Annotated in this window: 15 protein-coding genes; 7 read left to right on the top strand and 8 right to left on the bottom strand. The window is 71.4% G+C overall.

Annotated elements, in window-relative coordinates; genetic code table 11:
• Nucleotides 1-85 precede the first annotated feature (85 nt).
• Nucleotides 86-1,105: a DUF6602 domain-containing protein gene (locus tag PPSIR1_RS47835; protein ID WP_157595549.1), complete on the bottom strand. Its 1,020-nt coding sequence runs from the start codon at nucleotides 1,103-1,105 to the stop codon at nucleotides 86-88.
• Nucleotides 1,106-1,149: 44 nt separating this feature from the next.
• Here PPSIR1_RS47835 and PPSIR1_RS14465 point away from each other — a divergent pair, with 44 nt between their 5' ends.
• Genes PPSIR1_RS14465 through PPSIR1_RS47820 form a run of 4 tightly spaced genes read left to right on the top strand, consistent with a single transcriptional unit; the run spans nucleotide 1,150 to nucleotide 2,856 of the window.
• Nucleotides 1,150-1,644: a hypothetical protein gene (locus PPSIR1_RS14465; protein WP_006971824.1), complete on the top strand. Its 495-nt coding sequence runs from the start codon at nucleotides 1,150-1,152 to the stop codon at nucleotides 1,642-1,644.
• Nucleotides 1,645-1,664: 20 nt separating this feature from the next.
• Nucleotides 1,665-1,808, top strand: a complete 144-nt coding sequence (locus PPSIR1_RS47830) for a hypothetical protein (RefSeq protein WP_006971823.1) — start codon at nucleotides 1,665-1,667, stop codon at nucleotides 1,806-1,808.
• Between the two features lie 23 nt (nucleotides 1,809-1,831).
• Nucleotides 1,832-2,545, top strand: coding sequence for a hypothetical protein (locus tag PPSIR1_RS47825; RefSeq protein WP_157595548.1), 714 nt, complete (start codon nucleotides 1,832-1,834; stop codon nucleotides 2,543-2,545).
• Nucleotides 2,542-2,856 carry a hypothetical protein gene (locus tag PPSIR1_RS47820; protein WP_198154513.1) on the top strand — a complete coding sequence of 105 codons (315 nt, stop codon included), beginning with the start codon at nucleotides 2,542-2,544 and terminating at the stop codon, nucleotides 2,854-2,856. The genes PPSIR1_RS47825 and PPSIR1_RS47820 overlap by 4 nt, the downstream gene beginning before the upstream one ends.
• On the opposite strand, the gene PPSIR1_RS47815 is transcribed toward PPSIR1_RS47820, so the two are convergent.
• A complete protein-coding gene (locus PPSIR1_RS47815; RefSeq protein ID WP_157595546.1) occupies nucleotides 2,853-3,329 on the bottom strand; it encodes a hypothetical protein in 477 nt (158 codons plus the stop codon). The genes PPSIR1_RS47820 and PPSIR1_RS47815 overlap by 4 nt on opposite strands.
• A gap of 268 nt (nucleotides 3,330-3,597) precedes the next feature.
• Here PPSIR1_RS47815 and PPSIR1_RS14450 point away from each other — a divergent pair, with 268 nt between their 5' ends.
• Entirely contained in the window at nucleotides 3,598-4,161 is a 564-nt protein-coding gene (locus PPSIR1_RS14450) for a hypothetical protein (RefSeq protein WP_006971822.1), read from the top strand.
• A gap of 22 nt (nucleotides 4,162-4,183) precedes the next feature.
• Nucleotides 4,184-4,636 (top strand): hypothetical protein, encoded by a 453-nt coding sequence (locus PPSIR1_RS14445; protein WP_006971821.1) that lies wholly within the window; start codon nucleotides 4,184-4,186, stop codon nucleotides 4,634-4,636.
• 263 nt (nucleotides 4,637-4,899) lie between these two features.
• Here the strand turns inward: PPSIR1_RS14445 and PPSIR1_RS14440 are convergent, their stop codons facing one another.
• From PPSIR1_RS14440 to PPSIR1_RS14425, 4 genes are all read right to left on the bottom strand, one after another.
• Nucleotides 4,900-5,931 carry a 2Fe-2S iron-sulfur cluster-binding protein gene (locus PPSIR1_RS14440; RefSeq protein WP_045115994.1) on the bottom strand — a complete coding sequence of 344 codons (1,032 nt, stop codon included), beginning with the start codon at nucleotides 5,929-5,931 and terminating at the stop codon, nucleotides 4,900-4,902.
• A 41-nt stretch (nucleotides 5,932-5,972) separates the two neighbouring features.
• Nucleotides 5,973-6,338 carry a group I truncated hemoglobin gene (locus PPSIR1_RS14435; RefSeq protein WP_006971819.1) on the bottom strand — a complete coding sequence of 122 codons (366 nt, stop codon included), beginning with the start codon at nucleotides 6,336-6,338 and terminating at the stop codon, nucleotides 5,973-5,975.
• Nucleotides 6,339-6,471: 133 nt separating this feature from the next.
• Complete coding sequence (locus tag PPSIR1_RS14430) at nucleotides 6,472-7,416, bottom strand: hypothetical protein (RefSeq protein ID WP_157595545.1); 945 nt, start codon at nucleotides 7,414-7,416, stop codon at nucleotides 6,472-6,474.
• A gap of 59 nt (nucleotides 7,417-7,475) precedes the next feature.
• Nucleotides 7,476-9,074, bottom strand: coding sequence for a phytoene desaturase family protein (locus PPSIR1_RS14425; RefSeq protein ID WP_006971817.1), 1,599 nt, complete (start codon nucleotides 9,072-9,074; stop codon nucleotides 7,476-7,478).
• Between the two features lie 128 nt (nucleotides 9,075-9,202).
• Between PPSIR1_RS14425 and PPSIR1_RS14420 the strand changes: the two genes are divergently transcribed.
• Complete coding sequence (locus PPSIR1_RS14420; RefSeq protein ID WP_006971816.1) at nucleotides 9,203-13,177, top strand: serine/threonine-protein kinase; 3,975 nt, start codon at nucleotides 9,203-9,205, stop codon at nucleotides 13,175-13,177.
• Here PPSIR1_RS14420 and PPSIR1_RS14415 read toward each other — a convergent pair.
• Together PPSIR1_RS14415 and purM are read right to left on the bottom strand one after the other, a co-directional pair.
• Nucleotides 13,156-14,430, bottom strand: coding sequence for a hypothetical protein (locus PPSIR1_RS14415; protein WP_006971815.1), 1,275 nt, complete (start codon nucleotides 14,428-14,430; stop codon nucleotides 13,156-13,158). The genes PPSIR1_RS14420 and PPSIR1_RS14415 overlap by 22 nt on opposite strands.
• Before the next feature lie 42 nt (nucleotides 14,431-14,472).
• On the bottom strand, nucleotides 14,473-15,546 hold the full coding sequence (gene purM / locus PPSIR1_RS14410; RefSeq protein WP_006971814.1) for a phosphoribosylformylglycinamidine cyclo-ligase: 1,074 nt from the start codon (nucleotides 15,544-15,546) through the stop codon (nucleotides 14,473-14,475).
• Nucleotide 15,547: the final 1 nt, after the last annotated feature.

The raw sequence follows: 15,547 nt of genomic DNA, 5'->3' as shown, positions 1-15,547 counted from the left end.
AGCCAGCCGAACTCGTCGAGGTCCGCCGGCTCGCGGATTTGCTTGCGAAACAGACCCCACAAGCCGGTGCTGTCTCAAAGTTGGACTAGCCCTCACTAGGCTCGACGTGTGCACCGAGCTCCTCATCAATGAGTCCTGAAGCGACGGGACTCCACTCCTGCAGGTCTGACGATGGCGTTGGTCGTGAATAGGCCGAGTGCGCGAGGTCTTCTGAGAGAGCAAACTTCACCTGCCCGGGTTCACCGTAGCTGGTCGCCACTCCTTCGGGAGCAAGGATGCAATGGAAGAGGTGGTCCATCAGGGCCCGAGCAAGAGAGTACATGGTTGAGTTGGGGGCATCCCCGCTCTCTAGGGCGGGATGCAGGTCTAGGTGCAGGTCCTCTCCAAGGAAGAGTGCAGGTTGAGCTCCATTGCTCCCCATGCGTACCCACCTCACGAGGCCCTGCTCAAGGACGCCGACAACATGGACCATCTCTAGTCGGCGCAGCATCTGATTTGTCTGTGAAAAACGCCAAACGACATCATCCATGCTGAGATCCGGCGCTAGTTGACCCGCGACGACGAACGAAAATAGTGGGTTCGAGATGCTGTGCCTATACTCATCCTGAGTCCGGTTTTCAGATAATCGGCTACCGTAGACCGGAGGGCGGTGAAGGCGGTGGGCGATGACTAGCTTTTTCATGGCATCGTCCAGAGTTCTAAGCGAGAGTGTTTGTTTGACTTCACCCACAGCGTACACCCCCTCGATGGGGAAGTGGGCTCGCCGAGAACGCCCTGTCGCGGGGGCCTTGATCGAGGGGAACCAGTCTTCGTTGAAGACTACGATATCGTAGTCACCTCCGGTTGCCCCTGTGCGGTCGTTGATGACCCCACACCGGACTGCATATCGTGAGGGCAAAAGACGGCCAAGCTCTTCCCTGAACATGTCTTCGATGCCTGGACCTGAGTCGAAGTTGTCTATGTTGAGCGACTTCTCCTGACGGGCCCGGAGTAACAACTGTTCCTCGATGGCCCGACACCGCGTCCGAAACACGGTCGACAGCCGGGTCGCGGCGTCGGTACGGGGAACCCAGTCGGACACATCTGGTGGCGGAGGGGCTGTCATGCCGACATCCTACGGCATCGACGCCTTGGCACGACAGAAGTCATATGCCTGTCCAAGAGCTCATCGCCGCAGCCCGCCGCGCCCTCGCCCGGCCCCCGCGCTACCACGTCGAGCTCTGGTACCTCTTCCACGACCGCGTCCCCGAGCCTGACCTCGCCGTCCGCTGCCCCTGCTGCGGCTCGCACCGCGCCCACATCGTCGAGTCGCGCCTCCTTGACCGCTTCTTGATCACGGCCAGCGGCGCCCACAAGGCCCGCTCCCAGGTCCGCGACGTCGAGCGCTTCGACGCCCTCGCGGCCTCGGCCCCGACGCTGCGCATCCAGCTGCAGGTCCCGGTCTGGCGTGACGACGAGGGCATGCGGCCCCTCGACGTGCTCGAGGACCTCGAGACGCCGATCGGGATGCGCGGCGGGGGCGGGTGCTGCGGGAAGACGCACTGGAACAGCATCGTGCTCACGCACCGGTGGCTGTACCGCGGCGCGCCCGAGGCCGAGTTCGCGGCGATCGCCCCGGCCGCGGGCGCTCGGGCTCGGCGCTGAAGCTCGTCTGGAAGCCGGCCATGGGCCAGGGCGCGGACGAGATCCGCGTCGAGGTCGACCGCACGCCGACCCACTCGCGCACCGACACGATCGGCCGGGTCTGGTTCTCGGTCATGCTCCGCGATCAGGACCGCATCGCCCAGGTCGTCACCGCCGCCGCCTGAACCCCCCAAGACGAAAGCCAGCCATGCCTGCCCGTATCAAGCTCGAGTGCCGCGGTCGCCTCCGCTCCGTGGTCGTGTCCTCCCGCCGCCCCGACGGCCGCGTGAAGCGGGAGCGCGCCAACCCGATCACGCCGATCGTCGACATGACCAGCGGCCACGTCCACTACGTCCGCCTGGGCCCCGCCGTGCGCCACGCGGCCGGGCGCACGCTGGCCTACTTCCACGAGGGTCAGATCCACATCCGGCCCGAGTACGCCGAGAACCTCATGTTCTACGAGGAGCTGTGCCGCCTCGGCGACCCCACCCGGGGCGTCGAGCCCTCGCAGAAGTCCTGGGCCAAGTTCGAGGCCCTGCGCGAGGTGCTCTACAAGGGCGTGCAGCCCGAGAACATGCCGAAGGACTTCTACCACCCCCACGTGGTCGAGCTGCGCAAGCGTGGGAACTCGGTGCCCCTGGCCGACATGGCCGAGGTCCTCGACAGGTTCGGATCCAGCGCCTGGTGGGGCTGGGAGATGTCGCCCAGGCCGACGTCGCCGCGCTCGTGCGCAACGCGGCCCACAACGGGGAGGCGCCCGGGAACTTGGGGAAGGCCGAGTTCCTCGAGCTGGCCAAGGCTGCGTGGTCGCAGGCCTGGCATGACCTCGTGGTGGGCGGGAAGGGCCTCGACGTGGTCGAGGAGGGCCGTAGGAGCCTCGAGCCCAAGGTGGGCATCACACACAAGCCCGTCGCCGGCGTGAACGGCCTCGAGGGCGTGCAGGGCTACGTGGGCGACGGCTGGGGCGAGAGCGGCGTGTCGTTCTCGACCTACCACTCGAAGGCGTGGCGCCAGGAGTTCGTGGGGCGGGTGCGGAAGCACCTGCTGCTGCAGGTGGGCATCGCGTCAGAGCGGGCGATCGGGATGTACTGGCCGAACCTGAGCTATCGGGAAGACCCGGGGCGTGGAGTGCAGACAGACCTCACGGCGAGCCGGCTGATCTTTCGGGGGCACGAGCGTGAGACGGGCTCGGAGCGTGGCAACTCTAGCATGATCGTGCTCTTGGCAAACTAGAGATCGACGAGGTCCTCAACTCCCAATTTTTTGAGAGCGACCTTCGCTAGTTTGCGCGCAGCCGCCTGCTGTACAGTACGCACCTGGACGAGGTCTTTGGCGGTCAAGTAGTCAGCTGCCTGGTCTTCCAGCATCTCTGTGATGCCAGCGGCTCGGGCCCAGACCTCAACCTTTTCAAACCTCGCGCGAAGGTCATTTATACTGTCCACTAAGCTTTGTTTTCCGGACCAGACTTGGTCGCAGAATGCCGATACAAGGCTGTCCGCCTCTTCCAGAGTGCACCCCGTGATTCGAATGACGGAGCCACGGCCAGGAAGCTCGCGGTAGTCGGCAACCCTGCACCGCCGGTTGAAGGGAAGGGTGCGAGCTGTCACAACATCCACGATAAGCCTGTCAGCTGCAGATAGAGGACTCACAAAGTAGATGAGCAGGCCCTCTCCGACACCCGCGTCGAGTAGTTTCTTGAAGTGCAAGCGAAGCCTGCATAGCGTTACATCCGCGACTCCCATTGCGTTGGCGAGTGCCTTTCGACTTCCCCGTGATGCGACAGCGTCGTCGAATTCTCTTAGGGCTCGCTCCCTACCGACAATTCCAGCCCACTGTCGTAGATAGTTGAGCCTCCGGCCTCTTACGTCTAGCCCAGAACCGATCCAAAACTCGTAGGTCACATTCCAAGTCTCCAGCAAGCTCCAGTCCGGGCTAATGGGCAGAACTTTCCCTCGAGGCACGCTGATAAATACCATGGCCCTCCCCACCATCCACAACCCCACCACCCCCATCATCTTCATCGCCCGCGACGACACCGCCTGGGACCGCGACCGCATCAACTACGAACTCGAGGTCATCGAGGGCGAGCGCGAGCCCGACCAGGACCGCCCCGTGGCCTGGGACGCCGTCGAGGACCACCCCATGGTCCGCTACCAGCTCGGCGAGACTCGCTACGACCTGACCACGGTCGAGCAGTACCTCGACCAAGCCGAGGGGCCGGTCCGCTTCCACCTTCGGCGCCTCACCCGCAATCAGCGCAACAACCTCCTCGCGCTCCAGCAGGGCGGGCAGCTCTACGCCGCCTACGAGGCCGCCTTCCGCCTGGGCGTGGAGACCATCGACGGCGTCCCCAACCTCGAGCTGCAGGCCCGCTTCAAGAAGTCGAAGACCCTCGGCGAGAAGGACATGGGGCGCATCGAGCAGCTCCTCGGCCGCGACATCTTCCACGAGGTCGGCGAGGCGGTCCTGCGCGCGAGCCAGGATCTGACGCGGGCCGAAAAAAAGCCCTCCGCCTCTGGGCCTGGCAGTTCGCCCTAGACCGGGGGACCCCGGCCGGGCCATGCGGCTGTTCGACTGCGACCGCGAGTGCCGGGACGGCCACGGCGAGCTCCTCGACGAGCAACGGGCCCGGCGCGGGTGCACGCGCCTCGACCTCGAGGCGGTCCACTGGCTCATCGAGCCGCGCCTCCTCCTGCGCTACCTCGGCCGCGCCCCCAACCCGGGCCTCGAGGGCGAACGCGTGTCGGGCTACCCCGTCGACTGGAAGCGCCCCTGGGAGGACGTCACCGACGGCTGCCCGCGCGGGTGGATCGACAACCCCTTCACCCTCGCCCTGCGCCCCTTCATCCCCCGGCGCACGAGCACGGGCGCCCGCGACACGAACTACCGCCTCGAGCGCTGCGACGACTGGCTGATCCTCGACGCGGTCGACACCTTCATCCACGAACAAGAGCGCTGCCTCGCCGAGATCGACGAGCAGCGGCACGACTTGGCCACGCAGCGCGATCGCTGACGCTCACGGCATGAAGGTCACCAAGCACAGGCCCCTCGAAGTGGCGTCGTAGGTCGCGTGAAGGACCGGGCCGTCGACGTCAAAGCTCCGTCTCCAGCATCTCTCCAGAGACGCTCTGGAACGAGCTGGGACCAGACTCCACGAGCCTCCCCTAAATTCCCTCAAACCCAGGCGCCAGCCGGTCCTACCGAAGATCCACGCCCGCGTCGTTTGCCGAACAGCTGAAAACGCCGGGCCAGGCGCCTGTGGGGGCAAAACAGAACTCAGCCGAAGGCGTCGGCGCGGATCCGGCGGGCGGACAGGCCGGCGAGGAAGAGCGAGCGGCGCAGGCGGTGGACCACCGAGGCGTCGCCGCACAGCAGCGCCAGCCAGTCCCCGGGGCGGCGCTCCCGATCGTCCCGGACCAGGCGGGGCGCGAGGGCGTCGACGGCCCCGACCTCGAGGGGCGTGGACGACTCGCCCTCGCTCGGCTCCTCGAGCACGCAGCGGCGAAGATCCAAGCCAGGGTGCGCCGCTGACAGGGCGTCGAGCTCGTCCCCGAGGTACAGGCTGTCGAGGGTGCGCCCCGCCTGCACGAGGGTGATCGGGGCGCGGTGGCCCGCCTCGAAGGCGGCCCGGACGATGCCCCAGATCGGCCCCAGCCCCGTGCCCACGCCGACGAGCAGCATGGGCGAGTCGAGGTACGCCGCGTCGGGCTGAGCGGGGTAGCGGCAGGTCCCGAGCGGCGGCGACACGGCCACGCGCGCGCCGACCTCGGCCTCGTCGAACAGCCAGCCGCTCATGCGCCCGTTGGGGACGCGGCGGACGTGGAACTCGAGGCAGTCCTCCCCCGGCAAGCTGGCGATGGAGTAGCTCCGGGTCACCCCGTCGGCGCGGCGCAGGGCGACGTACTGCCCGGCCTCGAAGGCGAAGGCTGCGTCGGGGCGCACGCGCACGCGCATCACCGAGGGGCTGAGGCGCTCGAGGCCCTCGAGGGTCGCCGGGACGTGGGGCTGCTCCTCGGGGTCGCGCTGGACGTGCAGGACCTTGGGCGCGGCGGACTCGGGGCCCGGCTCCGCGGGCGCGCGGCACTGGCAAGCCAGGAACATGCCGGCGGCCCGCTGCTCGGGCTCGAGGGCCGCCGCGGCCTCGGGCGGGAGCTCCCCCTCGGAGCACACCATGGTGCAGGCTCGACACACCCCGCTGCGGCAACCATGGGGGAGGTCGCGGCCAGAGCGGAGCAAGCCGTCGAGCACGGACTCCCCGGGCTCGAGGGTCACCTGGGTGTCTTCATAGCGAATCTGCAAGAGTGTCATGGCGGCTCGTTCTCCTGGGCCTGGGCGACGTCAGCGGGGTCTCAACGGCCGAGCACGTCGGCGCGGGTGCTCTCGGCGACGGCGGCGATTTGCTCGATGAGCTCCGCCGCCACGCCCAGCTCGGCGAGGGTCGCCCCGAGGTGCTGCACGACGTGGTCGAAGTGCGCGTCTCCGATGCCGCGCTCGACCAGCTTGGCGTGCGCCGTCCGCATGTCGCGGCCCGTGTATTCGTTGGGCCCGCCGGTGACCATGGTCAGGAAGGCGGCCTGCTTGCCCAGCTGCTTGTCCATGTCGATGTCGTCGAAATAGGGGGCCAGGAGCTCGTCGGAGAGGACCTTTCGGTAGAAGACCTCGACGGCTGCGGTGATCGCCGGGGCGCCACCAATCTGTTCGTAGATGCTGCTCATCTGGGCCTCTGGAGGGGCGCGACTAAAAACATGCAAACGATTTACATGTTTAAAAACGACGCGGCAAGGCCAAAACCAAACGCGAACGCGCGCAGCATTTGCCGCGCGCGTTCGTTCTCCCTCGATGAATCGCCTAGGAGCCCGTGGTCTCAGAGCCAGCGGTCTCGGCAGGATCGACCGCGCCGTCGCTCCCGACCTCCGTACCGGCGGTCTCACCGGCCTCGGCGCTGGCCTTGGGTGCAGCCGAGAGCGCCGTCTCGGCGGCGCCACGATCGGCGAACGCGGTCGCGGTCGCGGTCGCGGCGGCCGGGTCCATCCACACCCCCGCGCCCGCAGGCTCGAGGCGCAGGTCGTCGATGACCAGGGCCTCACCGTCGCGGCGGCAGTCCACGTCGGTCGCGTCCCAGACCCCGAGCATCTGGGAGTAGCGCTTGCAGCCCTCGCCCTCGAACACGTACGCGCGGTTGCCCGAGCACGCGAGCACCGGGCGCAGGGGCGAGGCCGCGTCCGCCGAGGCCGTGGCCGCGCTGCCTTCGATGGCCACGGCGCCGCCAGGGCTCAGGTGCAGCTTGCCTTCGCCGACCCACAGGGCGCGCGGGCGAGAGCGCCCGTACTCGTTGGTCACCTGCACCGCGCAGGGGCTCTGGAGGGTGACGCCGTGGACCTGCTCGCGGCCCCGACGATCGACGACGACGACCTTGGCCACCCGGGCGCCCTCGACCTTGGGGGCGGGCTGGGGGGCCTCGGCGAGCCACAGCTCGCGCTGGCCCTCGACCTCGCTGGGGACGAGCCAGGTCCCCTCGATGGTCTGGAGATCGGGGACGGGGAAGGGGGCGAAGGCCTCGGGAAAGCTGGGGCCCGCGCGGAGCCAGCGGGGCGGCCCGGCCTTGGCCTTGGCCTTGGCCTTGGCCGCCTTCTCTTTCTCCGCGTCGGCGCGCATCGCCTCGCGCTCCGCATCGGACACGCGGTTGGCCTGCTCCGGCTTCGCGGCGGGACCACACGCGACCAGCCAGACACACGCGGCGAGAGCCGCGCTCGAGGTGCGCGCGATCGAGAAGCTCATCCGTTCCCGGAACATCGGCGGGAGCATACCGGCCGCAGCCAGCGCTTGCGAGGGTGACGCCGACCCGCTGAGCCTCAGCCGCGGTTGCCCCGGCCCAAGAAAAGGTTGCGCCCGAGCCCGGACCGGCCGGCCTGGGCGACGGCACCCGCCGCGGCCCAGGCCGCCGTGAACTCGCCCTCGAGGCCCAGGCCCGGGTAGGTCAAGCGCGACGCGAAGTGCAGGTTCTTGACGCCGGAGGAGTGCGGCAGCAGGCCCACGCCGAGGCTGGGAACGGCCCCGTCCACGGCGTAGAGCGGGTCCATGGGCAGGGACAGGGCCGTGTCCGAGCCGAGGCTGGCCAGCGCTCGGCCCTCGCCGTCCGTGGCCCCGCGGCCGTCGTGGGGCGAGTGCATCAGGCGAATCCAGGGGCGCGCGAAGGGCAGGACGCCGCGGACCTCGAGATCGTCGAGGACGCGCTCGCGCAGCTCGCTCGGGTCCTCGGACGGCCCGACCACGCGCACGATCGCCACCGGGCGCAGCTCGGAGCGCCCGGACTCCCCGACCCGGACGTAGGTCGTGCCCACGCCCGCCTTGGCCGCGTAGTCGCCCGCGCTCGCCGGCAGGCACACCGTCAGCCCCTCGAGGCCCGGGCCCAGGCCGCGCGCGTCGAGGTCGAGGTGCAGCAGGTAGCGGTAGGCCGCGCCGTGGATCGCCGCCAGGCTGACCAGCAGGGGCTTGGGCAGGGTCTCGGGCACGAGCGCACCGTCGAGCAAGCGCCGCGGATCGCAGGCGATGAGCATGTGATCGCAGCCGTAGCGGTCGCGCTTGCCGAGCAAGCTGACGCCCGTGACCCGGCCGCGCTTGATGAGCACCTCGGCCACGCGCAGCTTGGGCTTGACCTCGCCGGACTTGAGCTGAATGCGCTGGATGAGCTGCTCGCGCAGGCTGGCCACGCCGCCGGGGCGATCGAGGGGTCCGCCGGGGCGCCCCCACAACCCGGCGATGCGCAGGCTCGCGGCCTTGCCCAGCTGCGCGGGGGCGAGGTGCTGCACCCAGGGCTCGAGGGCGCGGGCCTGCGCGCGCAAGGGGTGCGCCGCGGGCAGGGGCTCGAGCTCGTCGAGGTTGTCCGGCGGGAGCTGGCTGGCGACGCGGCCGAGGAAGCGCCGGGCCCAAAAACCGTCGGCGACCAGGGCGTTGTCCGAGGCCAGGAGCTCGTCGAAGAGGGCGTCGGTGGCGTCGGACCACTGCCGGCGGAGGGCCCACGCGGACGCGGCGGGCACCCCGGGCCACTCGCGCGCGGCCTCGTCCGCGAGGCTCTCGGTCCACGCCCGCGGGCCGTCGGCGCCCTCCACCGCGGACGCCACGCCCGCGCCCGCTGTCGAAGCCAGGACCTCGTCGAGGCGCGCCCCCGCCAGGGCCCAGTGCATCATGCCCGCCATCGGCCGGAGCTCTCGGCGGCTCTGCGTCCACAAGCCCAGCTCCTCGAACACCCGCCGGACCGCGGGGCAGGACGCGTGGAGCACCGGCGCGGGGTCGAGGGCGAAGGGGCGACGGTTGAGGCGGTAGTGGCCGTCGATGGGCCCCTGGGGGATGACCAGGACTCGCTTCCCCCGACGCGCGACCAGGGCCGCCGCGACCAGCCCCGCGACGTGGTCCCCGAGCACGATGAGGTCGTAGTGGTTGGTCGTCGCCAAGCCCCCGTAGCTTAGCAGGCCGAGCGCGGCCTCCGACGAGCGCCACCATGGCGCGGGCCGTGCGAGGGTCCCGCAGCTTCGACACGGGTTCCTGGGAGCTCCCGGAGGAACAGGCTACCTTTGCCCCGATGGGCGACGGACTCGCAGGCGACGACACGGTGATCGGCCTCGCCGATGCGCTCGAGTCCGTCGAGTCCTCCGCGGAGTCCGCGGCCTCCGAGCCCCGAGGCCCGCGCCTCGGCCCCGACGAGCCGCGCTCGCGCCTCGGGGCCTACACCTTGCTGCGTCGCCTCGGGTCGGGCGGCATGGGCGAGGTGTTCGCGGCGCGCCACGAGCCCAGCGGAGACGAGGTCGCGCTCAAGCTCCTGTCCGAGGCCGCGGCGACCCGGCTGTATCGCTTCAAGCGAGAGTTCCGAACGCTCGCCGACGTCAGCCACCCCAACCTCGTCGAGCTCCGCGAGCTCGTCGTGCGCGCCGACTTGCCGGCCTTCTTCACCATGGAGCTCATCGACGGCGAGCCCTTCGTGGCCCGCCTGCGCCCGGATCTTTCGGTCGGCGAGCTCCCGGACCTCGACCGGCTCCGCGCCGCCCTCGGCCAGCTCCTCGACGCCGTCGCCTTCCTCCACGCCCGCGGCTACGTCCACCGCGACCTCAAGCCCGCCAACGTCCTGCTGAGCGCGGAGGGGAGGGCGGTGGTCCTCGACTTTGGCCTGGTCGCGGCCTCCGAGGAGGTCGAGGTCGGGGTCGGGGTCACCCGAGACGGCCAGCTGCTCGGCACGCCCCGCTACATGGCGCCGGAGCAGGCCATGGGGCGCGGGGTTGGCCCCGCCGCCGACCTCTACGCCGTCGGCGTGATGCTCTACGAGAGCCTGCGGGGCGAGCCTCCCTTTGTGGGGACGGCCATGCAGCTGCTGCTCGACAAGCAGACCGCGCCCGCGCCCGATCCCGGGCCCGAGGTGCCCGAGGAGCTGCGCGCGCTGTGTCGCGCGTTGCTGGCCCGCGAGCCCGAGGCCCGACCCAGCGCCGCCGCAGCCCGGGCTCGGCTGAGCGTCGAGCTGCGCGAGGTGTTGCGACCCCCCGGGGACCCCAGCCGCGCCCCCTTCGTCGGCCGCACCCGCGAGCTCGAGGCCCTCGCCGAAGCCTTCAACGAAGCGAGCAGAGGCGGCCCCGAGCCGACCATCGTCCACGTGCACGGGCCCAGCGGGCACGGCAAGTCCCGGCTGATCCTCCACGCCTGCGCGCGCATGCGCGACGCGGGGGGCGTGGTCCTGCGCGGGCGCTGTCGCCAGCGCGAGGTCGTCCCCTACAAGGGCCTGGACGCCGTCGTCGACGCGCTCTCGGCCTACCTGCGTCAGCTCCCGGTCGAGCGCCGCGACCCCCTCGAGCCCCGGGACGCCGACGTGCTCGCGCGCATGTTCCCCGTGCTCGACGAGCTGTGGCCGCCCCGGGCCGCGCGGACCCTCGAGCCCCCCGAGCAGCGCCGCCTCGGCGCCGCGTCCCTGGCCCAGCTGCTGCGCACCCTCGCCGCCGCCAACGAAGCGCCGCTGGTGGTCCACGTCGACGACCTGCAGTGGGCCGACCACGACACCATCGCGCTGCTCGAGGTGCTCGCGGCGCCCAGCGAAGACGCCCAGGCGAGCGGGCTCGTCATGCTCCTGTCCTACCGCAGCGAGGGCAAGGGCGGGCTGGCGCCGACCCCAGCCCTGGCCGAGCTCAGCCAGTCCTCGCGCCTGTCGGGCCCGGCGGCGCGCCACGTCGCGCTCGAGCGCCTGTCCTTCGCGGCCGCCCGCGAGCTCGCCGAGCACCTGCTCGAGCCCGAGGAGACCGGCGCGAGGCCCAGTGCGGGAGCAGGAGCAGGAGGGGACACGGCGCGCCCGAAGGAGGCCGCCGCCCAGGCCGAGGCCATCGCCATGCGGGCCCAGGGCATTCCCTTTTACATCACCCAGCTCGCGCACCGCCGCGAGGTCTCGACCCACGACTCCGAGGAGGACCTCGACATCATCGTCGCCCGCCGGCTGTTCGAGCTGAGCAAGCCCGAGCGGGCCTTGCTCGAGCTCATCGCCGTGTACGGCGGGCCCATGGAGAGCGCCCTCGCCCTCGCCCTGAACCCGGAGGTCGACGCGACCGTGATCGAGCGCCTGGCGGAGCAGGGCTTGCTCCTCCGCGCGGAGCTCGAGGGCACGACGCAGGTCGAGCTGGCCCACGATCGGGTCCGCGAGGTCGCCATCGCCCGCCTCGACGCGCAGACCCGCGGGGCGCTGCACTGGCGCCTGGGTCAGGCCCTGCGCGAGCGCCTCGAGCGAGTCGAAGGCGGCGACGGAGAGCCTGGCTTCGCCTACTCGCCGACGCTCTTCCTGGCCGCCGATCACCTCGCCGCCGCCCTCGAGTTCGACGCCCCCGAGCTCGACGAGGACGCCCGCCGGGCCCTGGTCCGGCTCGAGCACCAGGCAGGTCGGCACAGCCTCGAGACCGGGGCCTGGCACGCCGCGCGCCGCTACCTTCGCTGCGCCCACGAGTCGAGCGCGGACTGGCTCGAGGCGGCCGCCCGGGGCCGAGACCCGGACAGCGCCGCGCTGCTCTTCGACCTCGCCCAGGCCGAGTTCGCCCTCGATCCCGACCGCGCCATGGCGCTGTGCCGGGAGCTGATGTCCTGGGAGCTCGACGCCGTGACCCTCAGCGAGGTCCTCGACTGGCACAACTCCCGCCTGATGCTGATCGGTGCGTGGGAGCAGGGCGTCGAGCCGGCCATCGCCGCGGCCCGGCGCCTCGGCTTTCGGGTCCCGCGGATGACCCTGCTGCGCTCGCTGTCGAGCTACGCCCTGGGCTGGCGGGCCCTGCGACGCTCCGGGATGCTCGAGGCCAGCGAGCTCGTCCTGGCCAGCCCGGCGGGACTCTCCAGTAGCCGCAGCCAAGCCCTCACCGAGACGGATGCGACGGACGCGACGACCAAGGACGCCAGCGAGCAGGCCCGGGTGCTGCTCAACGTCGTCGGCACCCTCGCCCAGACCCCGGTGTTCATCGATCCCAAGCTGAGCATCTGGGCCTACGGGCAGTACGGGCGGCTGCTCGCCCGCCACGGCGCGCACGAGAGCATGGGCACGGTGCTGGTCCGCTGGGCCCTCAGCGCCACGGTCATCGGGCGCGTCGAGCAGGCCCGGGCCATGGCCGAGCTCGTGCGTCGCTCGCTCTCGAACCCGCAGCTGCGGGTGCCCGTGAGCCACGGCCTCGAGGGCTGGCTGTCGCTGCTCCTGGCGATCTTGTACCCGCTGCGCGAGGTCGGGCCGCAGATCCTGACCAGCTTCGACGAGCTGCGTCGGGCCGCGCCGCAGCCCCTGGTCGAGGTCGCCGCCGGGACTTCGAGCGTCGGGTTGTTCCCGGCGACCCCGCTGCCCAAGCTCCTGGCCCTGGTCGAGTCGGCCCGGGGCGCCTCGGGGCAGTGGGAGGTGACCCTGGCCCGGGGCTTCCTCCAGCCCTTCGCGGCCATGCTCGAGGCCGCCATCGACCCCTCGAAGCCCCGGCCCACCGTGGACTTCGAGCACCCCGACATCAACGAGCTGTCCCGCGGGCTGCTGGCCGCCATCGAGGCCATCTTCGCCGTCGCCCGGGGCGACCTCGTGGCCGGGCGCGCCGCCATGGCCCGGGTCCCGCCCAACTACGGCCGCGCCTTCGGGCCCATGCCCACGGCGCCGATGTTCGCCTGCGTCGCCGTCATCATGCTGTCCAGCGGCGCCCAGGGGGCCTCGGCCCGGGTCCGGACCCACCGCCGCGTCGCTCGCAAGTGGGCCCGCCTGTGCCCCGAGACCTACGGCGCCGTCGAGATCATGATCGACGCCGAGCGGACCGCCGCGCGCGGGCGCCCCCGGGACGCCATCGAGCTCTACGAGCAGGCCATCGACCACGCCCAGCGCCACGGGGTCCTGTTCCTGCGCGCGCTGGCGTCCCACCGCCTCGGCAAGCTGGCTCTGGCCCGCGGCAACGCCGTGCTCGCCCGCGGGGCCCTCGACGGGGCCAAGGAGGCGCACCAGCAGTGGGGGCACGGCGCGGGCGTGGCCGCCATCGAAGCCGAAGAGGCCTCCGTCGGCTACGGCCGGACCTCGCGCTGAAGCTCCTGCACCCCGGCGAGTTGCATGCTCAGCGTGGGCTTTGGGATGATCTCGGCCTGCACGTCGCCCTCGCCGCCCAAAGACGCGAGGCGCTCGTGGCAAGCGTCGAGGACCGCCAGTTCGCGGACGGGCCCGGCGACGCAGCGCTCGAGCTCGCGGACGGCCAGCTCGGTCCACGGCTCGTCGGGCGGGTGCGTCCACGACCGCGCCCAACGACCCGTCCGAGCCCTGGACTCGGCGTCCTCGCGCTCGAGCCTCCGGTGCTCCCGGGTGCTCGACGGGAACGCGAGCTCGACGAGGTGGAGCAGCAGCCGCGCGCGACGGAGCGCGACCACGGCGGACAGCTCCGGACCGTTCTCGAGCGCCCGTGTATCCCGCTCGGCCACGCTCTCGGAGCACGCGAAGGCGCTGCTCACGGTGGCGCGGAGGAGGCTACGATGGACCTCACCGCGCTCGCGCTGTCGGAGGTAGAGCGCCTCCCACTCCGGGACGCCAGAGTCGGCGCGCCACTCCTCGACCTCCCAGGCCAGCTCTTCCGGCATCCTCGCCGCGAGCAGAGCTTCGTAGTCGGGCGTCGCGGCTGCCAGCTCGAGCGCTGCCGACAGCGGGCCCGGGTCATCCAGCGTCCTCGCCAGCTCGGTCCACGCCCGCGCACGCTCGACGGCCACGGGGTCTCGGCGCAGCGGGAGGCCGTCCGCGGTGGCGCAGCTGCGATCGGGGCCGAGCGTCCGCGCGGGGCAAGAGCGCCTCCACAGCTCGAGGGCGACGGCCCGCGCGAGCAGGGCCCGGGCCGAAGGGGAGGCCGCGGGCTCGGTTCGCTCCCAGGTGTCGAGGAGGGCGTCGAGGCGTCCAGGCCTCCCCGAGCTCGACCGCCACCACCATGAAAACGCCGCGGGTTCGAGGGCCTCCGCGCTCAGGGCGAGGACGAGCTGCGCGTGGGCGCGATTGGCCAGACCGAGGCTGTCCGCGAGCGCCCAACCGAGCCAGTGCGCGGCGCTCGCCCGGACCTCTGGAGACTCGACGCGCCCGTCCATGTGCGCCTCGAACAGCGCCTCCCAGGCAGCCTCGCGCCCCTGGGTCATGAATTCGGTCGGGAGCGGCAGCGGGAAGGCTTCGCGCTCGGGCAGCTCCGCCGGAGACTCGGGAGTCGCCCAGAACCACGAAGGGCCGGCGATGAAGGCGTCCTCGGCCGGCGGCTCGAGGCTACTCGGCGGACAGGCGAGGACGGCGAACAGCGCGGCGTGGGCGAGCACGCGCGAGCATACGGGCGCCGGCCTGGCTCGATCTGGGTGAAGTCAGCCCTGGCCGAGACCGCCGCGGATCCGAACGGCGTCGCCGCTGGCGCTGTCCCGCGCGACCACCTGGCCCAGGCGCGCGACCGGCTGCCCGGCGCCCTCGCAGGCCGTCGAGACCTCGTCGACGCGCTCGGGGTCGACGAACAAGAGCATGCCGACGCCGCAGTTGAAGGTCTTGAGCAGCTCGTTGCGGGCGACCCCGACCTCGGCGATGGCCCGGAGCACCGCCGGCACCTCGACCGCGCTCAGGTCGATCTCGGCGCACAGCTGCTCGCCGTAGGCCCGGGGGGGGTTCTCGATGAGCCCGCCGCCGGTGATGTGCGCCGCCGACCGAACCGCCGCGCCTTCGAGGGCGCGCAGGGCCGCGAAGGCCGGCTCGTAGATGCGCGTGGGCTCGAGCAGGGCCTCGCCCACGCTGCCGCCGCTGCCGGGCAGGGGGTCGTCGAGCGTCATGGCCCCGTGCTCGGGGCTGAGCAGGGCCTTGCGGGCCAGGGAGTAGCCGTTGCTGTGCAGCCCCGAGGACGCGAGACCCAGGATCACGTCGCCGGCCTGGGTGCGGCTCGGCGCCCAGATGGAGGCCTTGTCGACGACGCCCACGGCCGTCGCCGCCAGGTCGTAGTGGCCGTCGGCGTACATGCCCGGGAGCTCGGCGGTCTCCCCCCCGATCAGCGCGCAGTTCGACTGGCGACAGCCCGCGACCACGCCCGCGACGATCTGCTCGATCTTGCCGGGCTCGAGGCGCCCCGTGGCCACGTAGTCGAGCACGAAGAGCGGGCGCCCGCCGGTGCACAGCAGGTCGTTGACGTTCATGGCGACCAGGTCGATGCCGACGGTCGCGTGGCGGTCCATGGCGATGGCGACGAGGATCTTGGTGCCGACGCCGTCGGTGCACGAGACGAGCACCGGCTCGGCCAAGCCGCCTGGCAGGGCCATGAGCCCCGCGAAGCCGCCCAGACCGTCGAGCTGTTCGGGCTGGCGCGTGGTCTCGACCATCGCCTTGATCCGCCGCACGGCCTCGTTGCCGGCCTCGATGTCGACGCCTGCGCTCGCGTAGGTCAGCTGGTCCTCGCTCATG

This window comes from Plesiocystis pacifica SIR-1, from assembly GCF_000170895.1.
GTDB classification, from domain to species: domain Bacteria; phylum Myxococcota_A; class Polyangia; order Nannocystales; family Nannocystaceae; genus Plesiocystis; species Plesiocystis pacifica.
Note: the sequence above shows the minus strand (reverse complement) of the source record. Positions and strands in the feature narration are given on the sequence as shown.

What these genes read in the sequence shown, in the direction of transcription:
- PPSIR1_RS47835 (WP_157595549.1), bottom strand. Translation starts at nt 1,105, where the DNA reads ATGACAGCCCCTCCGCCACCAGATGTGTCCGACTGGGTTCCCCGTACC.
- PPSIR1_RS14465 (WP_006971824.1), top strand. Translation starts at nt 1,150, where the DNA reads ATGCCTGTCCAAGAGCTCATCGCCGCAGCCCGCCGCGCCCTCGCCCGG.
- PPSIR1_RS47830 (WP_006971823.1), top strand. Translation starts at nt 1,665, where the DNA reads ATGGGCCAGGGCGCGGACGAGATCCGCGTCGAGGTCGACCGCACGCCG.
- PPSIR1_RS47825 (WP_157595548.1), top strand. Translation starts at nt 1,832, where the DNA reads ATGCCTGCCCGTATCAAGCTCGAGTGCCGCGGTCGCCTCCGCTCCGTG.
- PPSIR1_RS14450 (WP_006971822.1), top strand. Translation starts at nt 3,598, where the DNA reads ATGGCCCTCCCCACCATCCACAACCCCACCACCCCCATCATCTTCATC.
- PPSIR1_RS14445 (WP_006971821.1), top strand. Translation starts at nt 4,184, where the DNA reads ATGCGGCTGTTCGACTGCGACCGCGAGTGCCGGGACGGCCACGGCGAG.
- PPSIR1_RS14440 (WP_045115994.1), bottom strand. Translation starts at nt 5,931, where the DNA reads ATGACACTCTTGCAGATTCGCTATGAAGACACCCAGGTGACCCTCGAG.
- PPSIR1_RS14435 (WP_006971819.1), bottom strand. Translation starts at nt 6,338, where the DNA reads ATGAGCAGCATCTACGAACAGATTGGTGGCGCCCCGGCGATCACCGCA.
- PPSIR1_RS14430 (WP_157595545.1), bottom strand. Translation starts at nt 7,416, where the DNA reads ATGTTCCGGGAACGGATGAGCTTCTCGATCGCGCGCACCTCGAGCGCG.
- PPSIR1_RS14420 (WP_006971816.1), top strand. Translation starts at nt 9,203, where the DNA reads ATGGGCGACGGACTCGCAGGCGACGACACGGTGATCGGCCTCGCCGAT.
- purM (WP_006971814.1), bottom strand. Translation starts at nt 15,546, where the DNA reads ATGAGCGAGGACCAGCTGACCTACGCGAGCGCAGGCGTCGACATCGAG.